Here is a 16,383-nt window from a genome sequence, read left to right as displayed (position 1 = left end):
GCTACCACTCGATCGTCTCGATAGGCACGGGATTTTGCTGGACCGTCTCGCTCTCCACGCGGCCGCTCCTAAAGCGGATCAGACGATCGGCCATGGGCGCCAGCGCGGAGTTGTGGGTGATGATGATGACCGTAATGCCCTGCTTGCGGCAAGTGTCCTGCAGCAGCTGCAAGATCTGCTTGCCGGTTTTATAGTCAAGTGCGCCCGTGGGCTCGTCGCACAAAAGCAGCTTGGGGTTCTTTGCCAGCGCGCGGGCAATGGACACGCGCTGCTGCTCGCCGCCCGAAAGCTGCGCGGGGAAGTTGGCGAGGCGCTCACCCAAGCCAACCTGGCAAAGCGTTTGCTCGGCATCGAGCGAATCGGGGCAGATTTGCGCCGCAAGCTCAACATTTTCGAGCGCCGTCAGGTTGGGGACCAGATTGTAGAACTGGAAGACAAAGCCGACATCGGCGCGGCGGTATTCCACGAGCTGAGCCTCGTTGGCGGAGCTCACGTCGCGCCCGTCCACCGTCACGGTGCCGGAGGTCGCCGTATCCATGCCGCCCAGAATGTTGAGCGCCGTGGTCTTGCCGGCACCCGAAGCACCCAGAATGATGGCGAGCTCGCCGCGCTCGACCGTAAAGCTCGCGCCGTCGAGTGCGTGAATGCGGGCGTCGCCCTCGCCGTATGCCTTGATGACGTCTTTGAATTCGATATAAGCCATCGATCGGTTCCCATCTGGTCGGATAACTCTTTAGTATTACCCATTTCGCACCGACTAAAAAGGGACGGGTTTATTTTGGCAGGTTCTATATGGGGAAACGGCAGCTATAGATGAGGCGCCGGGGAGGCAGAGAAATCATCGATGGGGTCAGGCCGACCGCCAAACACAACGCACGCATCTCAATCTGTCAGCCAAATCATTCGAACAACTGTTCGTTTCTATGATATGATTCCGCTATCTAAGCAGGCCAATACGCAGAAAGGCGGCCAACATGGCGTTCGACTTTAAGAAGGAATGCAAGGAGCTCTACAGACCTGCAAGCAAGCCGAGTATCATAACTGTCCCGCCTATGAGCTACGTTGCCGTTCGCGGAAAGGGCGACCCAAATACCGAAGGTGGCGAGTATCAAAATGCCCTGCCGCTGCTTTACGGCATCGCCTATACCGTCAAGATGTCAAAGAAAGGCTCAAGGAGTATCGAGGGCTATTTCGACTTTGTGGTACCGCCGCTCGAGGGCTTCTGGTGGCAAGACTCCCCGAGCGGCGACATCGATTATGTACGCAAGGACGATTTCAACTTTATCTCGTGCATCCGCCTGCCCGATTTCGTCACTCAGGATGACTTTGACTGGGCGGTCGCGGAAGCCACGGCCAAAAAGAAACTGGACTTTTCTGCCGTCGAGCTGCTTAAAGTTGACGAGGGTCTCTGCGTTCAATGCATGCATACCGGACCCTACGACAGCGAGCCGGCAACCGTAGACGCCATGCATGAATATGCGACCGAGCAGGGCTATGTCCCCGACTTCTCAGATACCCGTTTACATCACGAAATCTATCTCTCCGATCCACGCAAGTGTGCGCCGGAGAAACTTAAGACCGTGGTTCGTCATCCTATCAAGCGCGCTGAATAGCGTGGAGCGTCATTTCACGCGCTAGGTTTTAAGCCAGCCAACCAGCCGCCTCCTAGGCTGTCAAGCAATTATCTTGACGCGGCCCGTCGCATCTTATAAGTTTGTTTTGCTAAAGCTGGAAAGCCTCTCAACGATGCGCAACTCCAGCTCTTTTTCTATCAAGAGAGCAAGTGTCGGAAAGCAAAATGTCGGAAAGCAACGCATCGAGCAGAATCAAACGCTTGCTCAACACCTATAGCGGCCTCGTGCTTATGGGTGCCGTCGGAATCCCTATCGGCATCATCGTTGGCGCCATCTGCGCACTCTTTGGACGCGTGCTTCTGGCAATCGGCGCCTTCCGCGACGAACACATCGCACTGCTCCTTCCCTTCCTCGCCCTCATGGGCTTGGCCATCGTATTTGCCTACCGCACCTGGGGTAAAGGCACCGATCGGGGCATGAGCCTGGTATTTGACGTAGGTCACGGACGCGAGGATGCCATCTCCCCGCGTTTGGTGCCGCTCATTATGTTGAGCACGTGGGGGACGCACCTCTTTGGCGGCAGTGCGGGGCGCGAGGGCGTGGCCGTGCAGATTGATGCAACCGTCTCGCACTGGATCGGCAGGCGTCTACCTTTCCGAAACCCCGGCAACACGTTTTTGCTCATTGGTATGGCCGCTGGCTTTGCCGGACTCTTTCGAACGCCGCTCGCTGCTACGGTCTTTGCTATCGAAGTGCTGGTCGCCGGACGCATGGAATACCGCGCGTTGCTCCCCGCGCTTACGGCTTCACTTGCCGCAAGCATGACCTCCGGCGCCCTGGGGCTCGAGAAGTTCGAGGTCGCCGTTACCGCCTCGTATGCGCTCGACCTCCCCGGTCTTGGACGGCTGGCACTGTTGGGCATCGCGTTTGGTATGGTGGGCGGCGCCTTTGCCTGGTGCCTTGCACATGCCAAAACACTTGCGGCGCGGCTGTTCCCCAACCCCTATGCACGCATCGCCGTTATGGGCATCGCGTTATCGGCGATTCTGTTCGCACTATGGCAGGGTCGATACTGCGGGCTTGGCACCAATCTGATATCCGCGGCGCTCGACGGTGACGGCAAGGTCGCCATCATACCTTGGGACTGGGCACTCAAATTCGCACTCACCATTACCACGCTTGCCGCAGGATATCAGGGTGGCGAGGTGACGCCGTTGTTCTCCATCGGAGCCAGCCTGGGTGTCGTACTCGCCGGGATTCTCGGCATGCCCGTCGAGCTCTGCGCCTCACTGGGCTACGCAGCCGTCTTTGGCAGCGCCACCAATACGCTGCTCGCACCCATCCTTATTGGCTGCGAAGTCTTCGGCTTTGGTAACTTGCCGATGTTCATTATTGTCTGCGTTGTGGCTTACCTGTTCAACATGGATAAGTCCATCTACGCCCTGCAGGAGCGGGCGTAGATCGATGTCCAGGCAGGTGGTCTCAGCCGGAAACGGCGTCCCACTCTGAGGCTGTATTCCGGGACACGGTTTCCGCTTGGAACGCCATTCGGAAAGCGCATCCCGCTTTAAAACGGAATTCCGGGACGTAGTTTCCGTCTGAGCCTCCATTCGGAAAGCATGTCCCGTTCTTTCACGGCATCTTGGCTATGCAAAGTGCTCGAACGTTAGTCCTCGTACGCGCCCTCAAGCCGAAGCAGCCACTCCTTGCGGTCAAGCCCGCCGGCATACCCGTTAAGCGAACCATCGGCGGCAACCACGCGATGGCACGGCACAATAATCGAAATGGGATTGCGCGCGACCGCGGCCCCCACGGCACGGGGAGACGCAACGGGTGCTTCGTTTCCCGGTACACGATGTCGAGCCGTAACACGCTGGGCGATCTCACCATACGTAGCGACCTCGCCACGCGGGATAGAAAGCAGCTCAAACCAAACCTCGCGCTGAAACGCCGTACCAATCATATGCAACGGCGGCGTAAACCGAGGCTCCTGCCCCGCAAAATAAGCATTCAGCCAAGCCCAAGAACGCTCAAGTACCGACGAGGCAGCACCGTTTGTCGGATTCACCGAAGACATGCCGCCAGCACCAGAAACCGCATCGGCGCCTTCAACATGTTCGGGATCTTCTTTGAGAAGCGTGGAGCCAAAGTGCTCCTGCCCCTCAAACCAAAGCCCCGTCAAACCGCGGCCATCAGCGGCAAGCAGGATTTCGCCCAAAGGCGAAGCAAACGTCGTCGTGACCACCAGCGGCTCCTTTCAAAACTCCGCAACATAATACCGCGAATTGTGCAGACAACCCCAATCGACCCCACAGTCCCCAAAGGCGGCAGGCGCAAAGCGCCGAGGCCGCCGCCGGGACCAGGGCTCGCAACAGCCACGCGCCCCCACATCAGCCCAGCGGCCTCAACCAACAACAGCCCCATCGCAGGCCGCTCGCAGCAGCGTCACCGCAGGCGGGGGCCGGGCTTAGTTTTCAGAACACTCCGCAGACCAGTGTGGCGCCTTGTCCGCGGCTCCGAAGGAGCAGGACAAGGCGCCACACATGGTCGAGGACGTTCTGAAAACTAAGCCCGGCCCCCGCCGGACAGGTCACACTACTCGCAGAGCAGCTTAGCGATCTGGACGGCGTTGGTTGCCGCGCCCTTACGGATTTGGTCGCCGCAGCACCAGAAGGTGATGCCACGCGCAGCCTCGGGGTTCGAGATGTCGCGACGCACGCGGCCGACCCAAATCAGGTCCTGGTCGGAGGTGTCCATCGGCATGGGGAAGCGATCGTGCGCATCCTCGGCAGCCATATCGTCAACCAGCTTGACGCCGGGAGCGGCAGCCAGCGCAGCACGGGCCTCCTCAACCGTTATATCGCGCTCAAACTCGAGCGTAATGCTCTCGGAGTGCGAACGCAGCACAGGAACGCGCACGCAGGTGCAGTTCACGCGCAGCTCGGGCAGGTGCATAATCTTGCGGCCCTCGTTTTGCAGCTTCATCTCCTCGGAGGTAAAGCCCTCCTCCTTGACGCCGCCAATCTGCGGAATCAGGTTGCTCGCCAGCTGGGCGGCAAAAGCGCGCGGCTCGGGAATCTCCTCGCCACGGCCCAGGGCGGCCAGCTGGGCCTCGAGCTCGGCCATACCGGGAGCGCCAGCGCCCGAAGCCGCCTGGTACGTCGAGACGATCATGCGCTTCACGCCGGCGAGCTGATGCAGCGGCCAGGTGGGAACCAGGCCGATAATGGTCGCGCAGTTGGGGTTGGCGATAAGGCCGTGATGCCACTTGATATCGTCGGCATTGATCTCGGGTACGACCAGCGGCACCTCGGGATCCATGCGGAAGGCATGGCTGTTGTCGACCACGACAGCGCCGCGCTTGACGGCCTCGGGCAGCAGCTCCTTCGCGATATCGTCGCCGGCGGCTCCGAGCACAATATCGCAGCCCTCAAAGGCCTCGGGGCAAGCCTCTTCGATCACGATTTGCTCGCCGCGGAACTCAACGGTCTTGCCCGCAGAGCGCGCGCTCGCCAGCAGCTTGAGCTTACCGACCGGAAACTCCTGCTCGTTGAGGCACTCGAGCATCTGGGTGCCTACAGCTCCCGTCGCGCCCAAAATAGCAACCGTGTACTGTTTCATGCTTCCCCCTTTAAAGGTTGTGGCTTTTGCCCGCACGCCGAGCAGGCCGATTATTGTTGCCAGTGTATACAAGAACGGGGCGGGCACGAAACCCGCCCCGTCGAAACGAAACCGAAACGAAACGCCCCGCCGTAGATTTTTGAGACATGTCCCAAAAAATCAACGGGATGGCAGCTACTTGTGGAGCGCGACCAGGGCGGGATCGACCGGCGCGGGAGCCTCCAGGTCGGAGACCTTCACAATGCCGTTTTCGTCGGAGAAGGCACGGTAAATGGTCTGAATCGCTAGGTCGAAGTCCTTCTCCTCGACACCGATAATGATGTTGATCTCGTCACAGCTCTGCGAAATCATACGCACGCTCACGCCGGCCTGGCCAAGCATGCCAAACAGGTGACCCGAAATACCTGCGCGCCCGCGCAGGTTACGGCCGACGGTCGCGATAAGCGCCAGGCCCTCGACGACCTCGATCTCGAGCGGCTCGACCTCCTGCTGAATGTCGCCCACGAGCGAGTACAGCGAGTCGTGCACATCCTGCTCCTGCACCACGGCGCCAAAGCGGTCGACACCGGTGGGCATGTGCTCGACGGAGACGTCATAGCGTTCGAACACCGAAAGCGCACGGCGCATAAAGCCAACACGGGGCTTGGTGCGGTCGCGGGCGACGTTGATGGCGACAAAGCCGCGCTTGCCGGTCACGCCGGTAATGATGGGCTCCGCCTCGCCCTCATCAGCCGTCTCGCTAATGATGGTGCCGGGGTCCTGCGGCGCATTGGTGTTCTTGATGACCAGCGGAATTCCCGCCTCACGCACAGGGAACACGGCCTCCTCGTGCAGGACGCTTGCGCCCATGTACGAAAGCTCGCGCAGCTCCTCGTAGGTAACGCGCGCAATGGGCTGAGCCTCGGGCACAATGCGAGGATCGGCAGAATAGAAGCCCGAAACGTCGGTCCAGTTCTCGTACAGGTCGGCGCCTAGGCACTTGGCCAGGATCGAGCCGGAAATGTCGCCGCCGCCACGGTCGAGCAGCTTGATCTGGCCCTCGCGCGTCGCGCCGTAGAAGCCAGGCATAACGAAGCCGCCCTGCTGACCGTACTCTTGCACCAGCTCGGAGGTGCGGTTCATGCTGAGCGTACCGTCGTGATGGAACGCCACAACCGTCGCGGCGTCCAGGAACGGTAGGCCCAGGTACTCAGCCATCAGGCGAGCGGTGAAGTACTCGCCGCGGCTCACGAGCTCCTCGGTGGAGTAACCGCCCGAGCGGGCGCGCTCGGCAAAAGCCGCGAACTCCTCACGGATGGGATAGGTGAGCTCCAGCTCGTCAGCGATATCAAAATAGCGCTGGCCGATGTCCTCGAGCAGCTCCTCGCACGACACGTGGTACTTAACGTGCGCGTTAACCAGGTAGAGCAGGTCGGTCACCTTGGTGTCGCCCTTAAAGCGGCGACCACAGGCGGAAACCACCACAAAACGGCGAGCCGGGTCGGCATCGACGATGGCCTTGATCTTCTTAAAGTGTTCGGCGTCGGCGACCGACGAGCCGCCAAACTTGGCAATCTTAATCATGGGCTGGAGGTTACCTTTCTAAAAAGCCTCTGCGAACCTATTTTGCGCGCTCTGATACCATGGTTTCACCGATTGGGACCAAGGCATCCGAGGAGCAGTGTTATATGGGAACTTATCATAGTACACGAGGACGCACTTTATCGTGCTCAAGTAAGGTGGCAATCCGCACCGGCATCGCTCCCGACGGGGGTTTGTTTGTCTCGGACGAGCTTGGCACCCAGCAGGTCGATATCAGCTCGCTTGCAGATAAATCGTACTTTGAAATCGCTCAAGATGTGTTGGGAATGTTACTGAATGATTACACGGCCGAAGAAATTTCGGCGTGTGTCGACGAGGCATACCGCGGCACGTTCGCGAGTGAAGAGGTTACGCCGCTCGTCAAACTCGACGCAGCGCCGGGTGCTGACGCCCCTCAGACCTATGTGATGGAGCTCTTTGGCGGCCCCACAAGCGCCTTCAAGGACGTCGCCCTACAGATGCTCCCCCGCCTCATGGCCCGCACTTCCGCCAAGGACGGCGGCGCTGAGCGCATCATGATCGTCACCGCCACGTCGGGCGACACGGGCAAGGCCGCACTCGCCGGTTTTGCCGACGCTCCGGGCACGGGCATCACCGTCTTTTATCCCGAGGGCAAGGTCAGCCACGTCCAGAACCTGCAGATGTCCACGCAGGAGGGCGACAACGTCGCCGTCTGCGGCATCCGCGGCAACTTTGACGACGCCCAGAGCGCCGTCAAGCGCATCTTTGCCGATAAGGAGCTTGCCGAGCGTCTGGAAGCCGCCGGCACGGTGCTTTCGAGCGCCAACTCTATCAATGTCGGCCGTCTGGTACCGCAGGTTGTCTACTACTTTGCCGCCTATGCGCAGCTGCTGCGCGCCGGCGCTATCGAGGCTGGCGACGCCGTAGAGTTCTGTGTGCCCACCGGCAACTTTGGCGATATCTTGGCCGGCTACTACGCCAAGCGCATGGGCCTGCCCGTCGCCAAGCTCATCGTCGCGAGCGACAAGAACAACGTGCTTGCCGACTTCCTGACCACCGGCGTCTACGACCGCAACCGCCCGTTCTTCACGACCATTTCGCCGTCGATGGACATCCTCATCAGCTCCAACCTCGAGCGCATGCTCTACTTCCTGTCCGACGGCGACTGCGAGCTCGTTGCCGGCCTTATGGAGCAGCTGGCACAGACTGGTCGCTACGAGGTGCCCGCCGAGCTGCTGGCCAAGATTCAGAGCGTCTTTGGCTGCGGCTGGGCCAGCGAGGACGAGGTCCGCGCTGCCATCAAGAGTTGCTGGGACGCCAACGGCTACGTGATCGACCCGCACACCGCTTGCGGCTATCACGTCTTTGAAAAGGTCGCTCCCGCCGAGGGCGCCAAGGCCCGCGTGCTGCTTTCGACCGCCAGCCCCTACAAGTTCCCGCGCGCCTGCTGCGATGCCCTGGGCCTCAACGTTCCCGAGGACGATTTTGAGGCTATGCGCGTGCTCGAGCAGGCCACCAACACGGTCGCCCCGACCCAGCTCGCCGAGCTCGAGTCCAAACCTGTCCGCTTCGAAGACGTCTGTGACGTCGACGAAATGGCCAGCTACGTCGAGTCCGCAGCAAAACGAATGAGCACCAACTAGATCCCTTATTAAGCGCCGGCGAAAGCCGGCGCACCTTCTTTCATCAGATAACCCTCGGGATGATGACGAACGCGCGCAGCGTGCCTGGCTGTTTAGTTCGTCGTGAGTTCCGCACGCAAAGGAAAGCACTTAATGTGCTTTCCGTCTTGCGCAGGACTGTCCGAGCAGCGAACTAAACAGCCAGGCACGCCAGGAGGACCCACATGATCAAAATCACCGTCCCAGCAACAAGCGCCAACCTAGGCATCGGCTACGACACCCTCGGCATGGCCGTCGGCCTCTACTCGCACTTCACCTTCGAGCGCGCCGACAAGCTCACCATCACGGGCTGCCCCAAGGAGTTCCAAAACGAGAATAACCTGGTCTATGTGAGCTTTGTCGATGCGCTGGCCGCATGGGGCGAGCCGGCCTTCCCCGTCGCTATCGACATTCAGACCGACGTCCCCGTCGCCCGCGGCCTGGGTTCCAGCTCCACCTGCGTCGTCGCCGGCATCATGGCTGCCGCCGCGCTGACAGGCCACACCGTCGACCGCGCCGAACTCGTCCGCATCGCCACCGAGGTCGAGGGCCATCCCGATAACGTCGCCCCCGCCATCCTTGGCGGCGCCGTCTGCTCCTTTACGCCGACCGATTCGCTCCCCCAATGTCTGCGCTACGAGGTGAGCGATCGCTTGCGTTTTATTACCGTGATTCCGCCCTACGAGGTACATACGAGCGAGGCGCGCAAGGTCGTGCCGCAGGAGATTCCACTCTCCACCGCCGTATGGCAAATGGGCCGCATCGCCGGCATGACGCGCGGCCTGGAGACTGGTGACCTGGACCTGATTGCCGCTGCCAATGACGACCGCATTCAGGAGCCTTATCGTCGCCGCCTGATTCCCGACTACAACGCCGTGCGCGACACCTGCCTTAACGGCGGCGCTAAGACCATCTGGATTAGCGGCTCAGGCTCGACCCTCATGGCTGTGACCGACGACACCATCGTGGCAAAGTTTCTGCAGGTCAAGCTGCGTGAGCAGTTCCCCAAGTGTGATACGCATATTCTCACGTGCGACACGGAAGGCGCTCAAATCGAGTACCTGTAGACATCCTCCTCATATACCTGTCCGGGACGGTCGGGATATTCCCTCAAAATCGTCCTCGCGCATGAAGGCCCCTTGTCCTGCTCCTACGGAGCGACGGACAAGGGGCCTTCGCGCTGCGGAATGATTTTGAGGGAATATCCCGACCGTCCCTGCGCCTACCTTGCTGAGGATGTCTACAGGGACCCACGCTTTGAAGGGGCGCCAGGCTGATAGTTGATTTTTATTGGCAGGGGCTCTTGCTGGTAAGGGGCACTCACTAGAGGCAGGCCTCGGCGATGCGGCGCTTGAGTTCGTCGATGCCGGTACCGGTTTGGGAGCTTGTGATGATCACGTTCTCGGCAGGGACGTTGAGCTGCTTTTTGATGGCTGCTGCTTGGCGGGCCTGCTGGGTACGGCTGAGTTTGTCGGCCTTGGTGAGGCAGACGATAAAGTTGAACTCGTTGCCCTGCAGGTAATCGATCATGTCATGGTCGAGCTTACTGGGGTCGTGACGAATATCCACCAGCGATACGACCAGGTTAAAGCTGCGCTCGGAGTCGAAGAAGTCGCCGATAAGCTCAGCCCAGCGGTCGCGCTCGGCCTTGGAACGACGGGCGAAACCGTAGCCCGGCAGGTCCACAAAGTGCACGTCGTCGGCCTCGAAGAAATTGATGTTGCTCGTCTTGCCCGGCGTACTCGAAACCTTGACCAGGTTCTTGCGGCCAAAGAGTTTGTTCATGATAGACGACTTGCCCACATTGGAGCGGCCCACAAAGCTCACCTCGGGACAGGTGGACTCGGGGATCTGCGAAACCTTGCCGTAGCTGGCAACAAACTTGGCAAGCTGATAGTTAATGGAATCGGCCATGGACACTCCTTGGTCGTAGGTTCTTACAAAACGGGCGTGCTATTGCGCGGCGGCGATACGACGAACGATGTCAAGCGTGATGCCGCTCGCGGTGCGAGCGTACTCGTCCAGATCGAACTCGCGCTCGCAAAACGCGTCATATGCCTCGTCACAATTATCGCTGATAGCGCGCAGTACCAGGCAATCGACACCATTCTTGGCCGCGATGTGCGCAATTGCCGCGCCCTCCATCTCGACGCAATCGGCATGCGTGGCCTCAATCGCAGCGTTACGCATGGCGTCACCCGTAACAAAGCGATCACCCGTGGCGATAGTGCCACACAGGAACTGCTTGGGGTCCTTCTCCGCAGAAGTCTCATCCGCCGAGGCATCCACAAATCCATGCTCGGCAAGCACGGCGGCGGCAACATCAGCCAACGCCGGTGTCGAGACAAACTCCTCGAGCCCCGGCGCCGACTCGGCGATGAGTGCCGTATCGGTATCCAGATAGCGCAGGCACTTGCCTATAACCACGTCGTTAATATGGAGTTTAGGGTTTAGGCCGCCCGCAATGCCCGAAAACACAACGGCCTGCGGGGCGTATTTGCTGATGAGATGCTGCGTTGCGGCAGCGGCGTTCACGGTCCCCATGCCTGCCGTCGTGGCGACTACTGTCAGACCCGAAAGCCCACCGTTCACAACGGTCAAGCCCGCCTCCTGCGACTCATGCGTGCCACTCAGCTCTTCCTTAATCTGCGCAACCTCTTTTTCGAGTGCGCCTATGATCGCGATGGTTGCCATGCCATCCCCCAAATCCGTGCAAATTGCTTATCCACGGTATGGTACCAGCATTTTGGCTCAACCGTGTCAGCACCAAGCCGTTAGGCCAGTACAGCTCGGGTATCATAAAGGGGCAAAAATGGCTTGTTAGCCGATGGCCGACCTGAGCTCCGCACGGCGCTTTTTCATACCGGCCATAACGGCATTGCGCAGCTCGGGCATGCGCGCGGTATCCATCTGAGGTACGCCCTCAAGCTTATAGGGAATGCCCAGTTGCTCGTACTTGACGACACCCATCGTGTGATACGGCAGCATTTCCAGGCCCACCACGTTGTGCCATGGAGCGATGAGGCGACCGAGCTTCTCGCACTCCTCCACCGTGTCGGTAATGCCCGGCACCACCACGTGGCGGATAACGACCTTGATCTTGCGACGTGCAAGTTCATCGCCGAACGCCAAGATGCGTGCGGGATCGCAACCGGTCAGCTTTTTATGCTCGACCGGGTCGGCATGCTTAATATCGAGCAGTACCATGTCGGTCTCGTTGAGCACGGCATCGAACTTCTCGGGGTGGTTGGGGTCAAATGCATAGCCACAGCTATCTAGGCAGGTATGTACACGGCCATCGGGGTTGTTATGCATAGCACGAAACAGATCGGCCAAAAACTCGGGCTGCAGGAGCGGCTCGCCGCCGGACACCGTAATGCCACCGCTGCGATAGAACTCGTGGTTACTCTGGAACTCATCCATCAGGTGTTCGACGGTCACCATGGTGCCGCCGTTGACCGACCAGGTATCGGGATTGTGGCAATACGCGCAGCGCATGGGACAGCCCTGAACAAACACCACAAAGCGGATGCCGGGTCCGTCGACCGTTCCCATCGTCTCGATCGAATGCACGCGGCCAAGGGCAAACGCAGAGTCCTCGGGACGAGCGTCCACACCCTCAAGCGTCATTTCTGCCATTCGCGCTACCTTGCCTCTCCTTGGATGCAACCAATTAAAATGCCAGAGTCATTCTAGCCCATGCGTTTGCGTTTAAACGTCTCGGACTAGAACGGCACGTTTTAATCTATCCCCCATCACCATGGCTGGGGGCTACGTCGAGATGTCAGGCTGAAGAACGCTCGCCTGCGGCCTTTACGCCTTAAGCGTGAGCACCGCACCGAAGGCGGTCGGGCCGCAATGGCTCGAGATGACGCCGCCGACCTGAGTCCAGGTAACGTCCTTAAAGCCCAGATCATGCGCATAGACCTCCATGTCATCGCGCAGCTCCTGGGAAAGGCCCACCGAATACGCCAGGCCAATGTGCGAGTAGTCAATCTCGCCCTTCGCAACCATGTGGTCAATAAAGGCGCGGGCGCACTTGAGCATAGAGCCGCGGAACTTCTTGGTCGCCACGAACTTGCCGCCCGTCACCTCAATGCAGGGCTTAATCTTGAGCAGATGGGCGCCAAGGAATGCGACGTTGGACAAGCGACCGCCCGCCTTAAGAAAGGCAAGATCGGTAGGAACAAAGCCCAGCAGCACGCGGTCCATGACGGAATTCGTAAATGCAAAGATCTCGTCGACGGTGGCATCGGGGTGAGCCTCGATGTATTTGGCGGTCTCGACGACAACGAGCGACTGGCCTACCGAGACAAAGCGCGTGTCCATAGAGAACACGTAGTCGCGACCCTTGGCGGCGATCTTCGATGATTGATGCGAGCAGGTCGTGGCCTCGGAATACGCGAGATGCAGAATAGTCGCATCGGGCTGCTCAGCGTGAATGCGGTCGTACACGTGAGCAAAATCCGCAGGCGCGCAGCCGCTGGTCTTGGGCATCACGCCAAACTCGTTGCAGCGCGAATAAATCTCGAGCGGATCGATCGAGCCGTCCTCGACGGTCTCGTCACCAATCGTGACATGCATGGGCACGCGCACGATGCCGTAGCGCTCGCAGAGCTCCGGCGTCACATCCGACCCAGACTCAACCACGATTACGTACTTGCCCATTATTATCACGACCCATCTCGACATTGGCTTTTCAATACATGGCACGCGCCGCCGCACTGTTGCACAACGGCGTCCAAGCGCCAAAGAGACGCCGCCCCTTGCACACAACAAAGGACAGCGTCTCCCTGGAAAACTCCGTGCTTATCTAGGATTCCACACGGTTTATTAAGGAGGGTTACTTATTCCACAAACGGTCGCTATATGCGGTAAGCGGTAGTTGGCCGCGACAACTGCGACACATTCCGTCCAGCAAATCCAATCGTGCTCCACGCACGGTTAATGCACGAGGCGGTAGAAATTCATCGATGCCGCACCCTCGGCGTGCAGCTCCATCGCCGGAACCGCCGGCGAATAGGTACGGCTCGTAAGTGCCGCCTCGCCGCCATTTGCAAAAATCTCGACCATCGTAGTGTCCGAAAGCACGCGCAGGTCGCGAAGCTCGCTGAGCTCGATCAACCTCTGGTCGCGCCCATAGCCTTCGTCACCCATGTCGAGGGTAAGCATCCCGTCTGCATAGCGCACAAAGACACCCTTGCGGATTTCGAGCTCGATCACCTGGGCGCCCTCACAGGAAACCACAAGATCAAACAGGCGGCCCGGCTCCTCAACGGTTTCACCGCCTGTCGCGCAAACGCAGTCGCCGCGCATCCTCTCAATCTCGTGCACCGGCTGCTGACAGAGCTTACCATCGCGCATGCTCAGTTTTCTCGGCACCGTCAACGCGCACTGCCACCCGCGTGCCACCGTCGGGCTTTTTGCCGTCGCATCGGGGCAACCCGACCACCCGATCATCAAACGCCGACCCGCAGCATCCTCAAAAGACTGCGGTGCGTAGAAATCAAAGCCGGCATCGACCATCGGGGGCATGCCCTGCCCGGCGATCTTAAAACTCGGCGCCTCCCAATCGGCCTCGATGGGAAACCACACGCACTGGTGCGGATTGCGGTAACGCCATCCATCGGCGGACACACCCTGCGGACAGCAAACGAGAATAAGCTCACCATCGAGCTCAAACAGATCGGGGCACTCCCACATAAAGCCAAACTTCTCGCCCAACTCAATGCGCGTCGCATAGCTCCAGTCCTCTAGATTGCTCGAGGTATAGACAAGCACGCAGCCGCGGTCGTCTTTCGTACGAGCGCCCAGAACCATGTAGTAGATACCATCGTGTTCAAGGATTTTGGGATCACGCACGTGCGTACCGATATCGTCGGGGTAATCGACCGGCCCAACAGCTATGCGCTTCTCGCCCAATTCGTCGGGGTTCTCGGCAACCACATGAATCTGGTTTTGCTCACGGCCCGTCAACACGTAGTCGTAATCATCGCGGTCAAAATGCTTGACGTTGCCGGTATAGAAGTAGTGAATCTTGCCGTCGTGTACAAAGGCAGAACCAGAATACGCTCCGCTCGAATCCAAATCGGAATCGGGGAACAGCACAGGGCCGCGATTCTCGTACGTCACAAAATCCTTTGTTGTCAGATGATTCCAAAGCACTGGACCGCCATGCGCAGCATCGAATGGATCGTATTGGTGATAGATGTGATACGTATCACCGATCTGCACCAAACCGTTGGGGTCGTTGAGCCAGCCAAGCTCAGGCTCCACATGGAACAGGAGCCTATCGGGGTCGGACGCGATGCGACCCGCCGTCTCATCCTGTCCGGCACGCCACTGCTCATAGTCCGCGCGTGTCACCTTATTTTTTTGATTAAACATCGCCGTTGACTTTCTCGTCTATGGGGAAGGACGCTCGACTCACACGAGTCGAACGCCCTTCCCCAAATGGACTTATCCTCAGATTACGCTGAACGGCTCAACTAGAAGCTGACATCAAAGCCAGCACCAGCGCCCTCTTCATCAGTGGTCGGCACGCCCTTTGCCTTGTTGTAGGCAAAGATCAAGACGATCGGCACGATAAAGGCGATGAGATTGCCAGCCACATACCACACGAGCGTCTCGGGCGTGACGATGAGCAGGCCAAGCACGCCGGTCAGACCCTGACCGATGGCGCGCACCTCAAAGAGCTTCACGAAGGCACCGCCGCAGCCTGCACCGATGCAAGCGCAGATGAACGGGATGATCGAGTAGCGCATGTTTGCAGCAAAGATTGCGGGCTCGGAGATACCGACCAGCGTCGGGATAAAGGACGACATGCAGATGTTGCGCTCTTTGGAATGCTTCTTGTGAATGAGGTACATGCCGATGGCGCCGCCGCCCTGGGCGATGATGGAAACCGACCAGATGGCCTGGATGTAGTTGAAGCCAGTCGTGGCAACGAGGTTTGCCTCGATACCCTGGATGAACTGATGCGTACCGGTAACGACGAGCGGCTGCAGGAATGCGGCAAAGACAAAGGCACCGAAGACGCCCATCCTGTTGTACAGGATATCGATTACGCCGGCGAGGACGTCGCCGATCAGGTTGCCGAGCGGGCCGAACACGGTGAACAGGGCGACGTTAGCAAGAATCAGGGTAACGGTCGGGACAAAGACGAACGAAACGACCTCGGGGATGTACTTCTGGGCAATCTTCTCGACCTTGGCCATAAACCAGGCAGTCAGGATTGCAGGGAACACGCCGCCCTGGAAAGCAACCATGGGAATGGAGAGCGGACCGAAGTTCCAGTACTCAGCACCCGTCGGGTCCATAACGAACGTGTTACGGTTCATAAGGCTCGGGTGAACCATGACGATACCGACGAGGATGCCCAGGATCGGGTTACCGCCAAAACGCTTGACCGCGCTGTACATAACCAGGACAGGTAGGTAGTCGAAGGTGGTGGCGATAATGGCAAAGAAGCTTGCGAGGTTCTTGAGGAACTCGCTGTGATCGGCGAGGCTGCCCTCCATGCCAAAGAGGCCGTTGGCAACGATCAGCGACTTAAGGCCGATGATGATAGCAGCGCCGACGAAAGCGGGAATGATGGGGATAAAGATGTCCGAGAATACCTTGAGGACCGAGAAGAACTTGCCCTTCTTGTCCGCCTCGGCGCCCTTGACCTCGGAAGCGCTGATCTCCTTAACGCCCGTCAGAGCCATAAACTCATCGTAAACCTTGTTGACGGTACCGGTACCGAAGATGATCATGAGCTGGCCGCTGTTGTACAGCACGCCCTTGACGCCATCGATGTTCTCGAGCTCGGCCTTGTTGTACTTGCTCGTATCCTTGAGCACCAGACGCAGACGCGTAACGCAATGCGTGGCGCCCTCGATGTTCTCCAGACCGCCGACGTTATCGACGACTTGCTGAGACACTACTTTGTAGTCCATGTTCCTCTCCATTCCTTTACGAAAGCATAAGACGTTTTGATGCCA

General features: G+C 59.2%; 14 protein-coding genes. 4 read left to right on the top strand and 10 right to left on the bottom strand.

Annotated features, from left to right (window positions below):
- Nucleotide 1: 1 nt before the first annotated feature.
- Nucleotides 2-703, bottom strand: a complete 702-nt coding sequence (locus DWZ01_RS02735) for an ABC transporter ATP-binding protein (protein ID WP_117766550.1) — start codon at nucleotides 701-703, stop codon at nucleotides 2-4.
- A 271-nt stretch (nucleotides 704-974) separates the two neighbouring features.
- Here DWZ01_RS02735 and DWZ01_RS02730 point away from each other — a divergent pair, with 271 nt between their 5' ends.
- Together DWZ01_RS02730 and DWZ01_RS02725 are read left to right on the top strand one after the other, a co-directional pair.
- Complete coding sequence (locus tag DWZ01_RS02730) at nucleotides 975-1,613, top strand: GyrI-like domain-containing protein (RefSeq protein ID WP_117766548.1); 639 nt, start codon at nucleotides 975-977, stop codon at nucleotides 1,611-1,613.
- A gap of 185 nt (nucleotides 1,614-1,798) precedes the next feature.
- A complete protein-coding gene (locus tag DWZ01_RS02725; protein WP_117847968.1) occupies nucleotides 1,799-3,034 on the top strand; it encodes a chloride channel protein in 1,236 nt (411 codons plus the stop codon).
- Nucleotides 3,035-3,240: 206 nt separating this feature from the next.
- Here the strand turns inward: DWZ01_RS02725 and DWZ01_RS02720 are convergent, their stop codons facing one another.
- From DWZ01_RS02720 to DWZ01_RS02710, 3 genes are all read right to left on the bottom strand, one after another.
- Nucleotides 3,241-3,819, bottom strand: a complete 579-nt coding sequence (locus DWZ01_RS02720; RefSeq protein ID WP_226790740.1) for a methylated-DNA--[protein]-cysteine S-methyltransferase — start codon at nucleotides 3,817-3,819, stop codon at nucleotides 3,241-3,243.
- 350 nt (nucleotides 3,820-4,169) lie between these two features.
- A complete protein-coding gene (locus tag DWZ01_RS02715) occupies nucleotides 4,170-5,195 on the bottom strand; it encodes an aspartate-semialdehyde dehydrogenase (protein WP_117766544.1) in 1,026 nt (341 codons plus the stop codon).
- Between the two features lie 174 nt (nucleotides 5,196-5,369).
- Entirely contained in the window at nucleotides 5,370-6,758 is a 1,389-nt protein-coding gene (locus DWZ01_RS02710; protein WP_117766542.1) for an aspartate kinase, read from the bottom strand.
- 104 nt (nucleotides 6,759-6,862) lie between these two features.
- Here DWZ01_RS02710 and thrC point away from each other — a divergent pair, with 104 nt between their 5' ends.
- Together thrC and thrB are read left to right on the top strand one after the other, a co-directional pair.
- Nucleotides 6,863-8,380: a threonine synthase gene (gene thrC / locus DWZ01_RS02705; RefSeq protein WP_117766540.1), complete on the top strand. Its 1,518-nt coding sequence runs from the start codon at nucleotides 6,863-6,865 to the stop codon at nucleotides 8,378-8,380.
- A 203-nt stretch (nucleotides 8,381-8,583) separates the two neighbouring features.
- The gene (gene thrB, locus DWZ01_RS02700) at nucleotides 8,584-9,465 is read left to right on the top strand and encodes a homoserine kinase (protein ID WP_055285404.1); all 882 of its coding nucleotides are present in this window, start codon (nucleotides 8,584-8,586) and stop codon (nucleotides 9,463-9,465) included.
- Nucleotides 9,466-9,721: 256 nt separating this feature from the next.
- Here the strand turns inward: thrB and yihA are convergent, their stop codons facing one another.
- The 6 genes from yihA to DWZ01_RS02670 all read right to left on the bottom strand — a co-directional run bounded on the left by yihA (nucleotide 9,722) and on the right by DWZ01_RS02670 (nucleotide 16,338).
- Complete coding sequence (gene yihA / locus DWZ01_RS02695; RefSeq protein ID WP_055252447.1) at nucleotides 9,722-10,312, bottom strand: ribosome biogenesis GTP-binding protein YihA/YsxC; 591 nt, start codon at nucleotides 10,310-10,312, stop codon at nucleotides 9,722-9,724.
- Nucleotides 10,313-10,351: 39 nt separating this feature from the next.
- Nucleotides 10,352-11,092: a 5'-methylthioadenosine/S-adenosylhomocysteine nucleosidase gene (mtnN, locus tag DWZ01_RS02690; RefSeq protein ID WP_117766538.1), complete on the bottom strand. Its 741-nt coding sequence runs from the start codon at nucleotides 11,090-11,092 to the stop codon at nucleotides 10,352-10,354.
- 126 nt (nucleotides 11,093-11,218) lie between these two features.
- Complete coding sequence (gene pflA / locus DWZ01_RS02685; protein WP_117766536.1) at nucleotides 11,219-12,037, bottom strand: pyruvate formate-lyase-activating protein; 819 nt, start codon at nucleotides 12,035-12,037, stop codon at nucleotides 11,219-11,221.
- A gap of 174 nt (nucleotides 12,038-12,211) precedes the next feature.
- On the bottom strand, nucleotides 12,212-13,066 hold the full coding sequence (locus DWZ01_RS02680; RefSeq protein WP_233504627.1) for a DegV family protein: 855 nt from the start codon (nucleotides 13,064-13,066) through the stop codon (nucleotides 12,212-12,214).
- 276 nt (nucleotides 13,067-13,342) lie between these two features.
- Nucleotides 13,343-14,785 carry a glycoside hydrolase family 32 protein gene (locus DWZ01_RS02675; RefSeq protein ID WP_117766532.1) on the bottom strand — a complete coding sequence of 481 codons (1,443 nt, stop codon included), beginning with the start codon at nucleotides 14,783-14,785 and terminating at the stop codon, nucleotides 13,343-13,345.
- 101 nt (nucleotides 14,786-14,886) lie between these two features.
- Nucleotides 14,887-16,338 carry a PTS transporter subunit EIIC gene (locus DWZ01_RS02670; protein WP_040358954.1) on the bottom strand — a complete coding sequence of 484 codons (1,452 nt, stop codon included), beginning with the start codon at nucleotides 16,336-16,338 and terminating at the stop codon, nucleotides 14,887-14,889.
- Between the last annotated feature and the right edge of the window lie 45 nt (nucleotides 16,339-16,383).

Source organism: Collinsella sp. AF28-5AC (assembly GCF_003457875.1).
Lineage (GTDB): Bacteria > Actinomycetota > Coriobacteriia > Coriobacteriales > Coriobacteriaceae > Collinsella.
Note: the sequence above shows the minus strand (reverse complement) of the source record. Positions and strands in the feature narration are given on the sequence as shown.

Excerpts from the sequence above, each read along its gene's own strand:
- DWZ01_RS02680 (WP_233504627.1), bottom strand. The coding sequence starts at position 13,066 with ATGGGCAAGTACGTAATCGTGGTTGAGTCTGGGTCGGATGTGACGCCG.
- pflA (WP_117766536.1), bottom strand. The coding sequence starts at position 12,037 with ATGGCAGAAATGACGCTTGAGGGTGTGGACGCTCGTCCCGAGGACTCT.
- yihA (WP_055252447.1), bottom strand. The coding sequence starts at position 10,312 with ATGGCCGATTCCATTAACTATCAGCTTGCCAAGTTTGTTGCCAGCTAC.
- DWZ01_RS02735 (WP_117766550.1), bottom strand. The coding sequence starts at position 703 with ATGGCTTATATCGAATTCAAAGACGTCATCAAGGCATACGGCGAGGGC.
- DWZ01_RS02710 (WP_117766542.1), bottom strand. The coding sequence starts at position 6,758 with ATGATTAAGATTGCCAAGTTTGGCGGCTCGTCGGTCGCCGACGCCGAA.
- DWZ01_RS02730 (WP_117766548.1), top strand. The coding sequence starts at position 975 with ATGGCGTTCGACTTTAAGAAGGAATGCAAGGAGCTCTACAGACCTGCA.
- DWZ01_RS02675 (WP_117766532.1), bottom strand. The coding sequence starts at position 14,785 with ATGTTTAATCAAAAAAATAAGGTGACACGCGCGGACTATGAGCAGTGG.
- mtnN (WP_117766538.1), bottom strand. The coding sequence starts at position 11,092 with ATGGCAACCATCGCGATCATAGGCGCACTCGAAAAAGAGGTTGCGCAG.
- thrC (WP_117766540.1), top strand. The coding sequence starts at position 6,863 with ATGGGAACTTATCATAGTACACGAGGACGCACTTTATCGTGCTCAAGT.
- DWZ01_RS02670 (WP_040358954.1), bottom strand. The coding sequence starts at position 16,338 with ATGGACTACAAAGTAGTGTCTCAGCAAGTCGTCGATAACGTCGGCGGT.
- DWZ01_RS02715 (WP_117766544.1), bottom strand. The coding sequence starts at position 5,195 with ATGAAACAGTACACGGTTGCTATTTTGGGCGCGACGGGAGCTGTAGGC.
- thrB (WP_055285404.1), top strand. The coding sequence starts at position 8,584 with ATGATCAAAATCACCGTCCCAGCAACAAGCGCCAACCTAGGCATCGGC.
- DWZ01_RS02725 (WP_117847968.1), top strand. The coding sequence starts at position 1,799 with ATGTCGGAAAGCAACGCATCGAGCAGAATCAAACGCTTGCTCAACACC.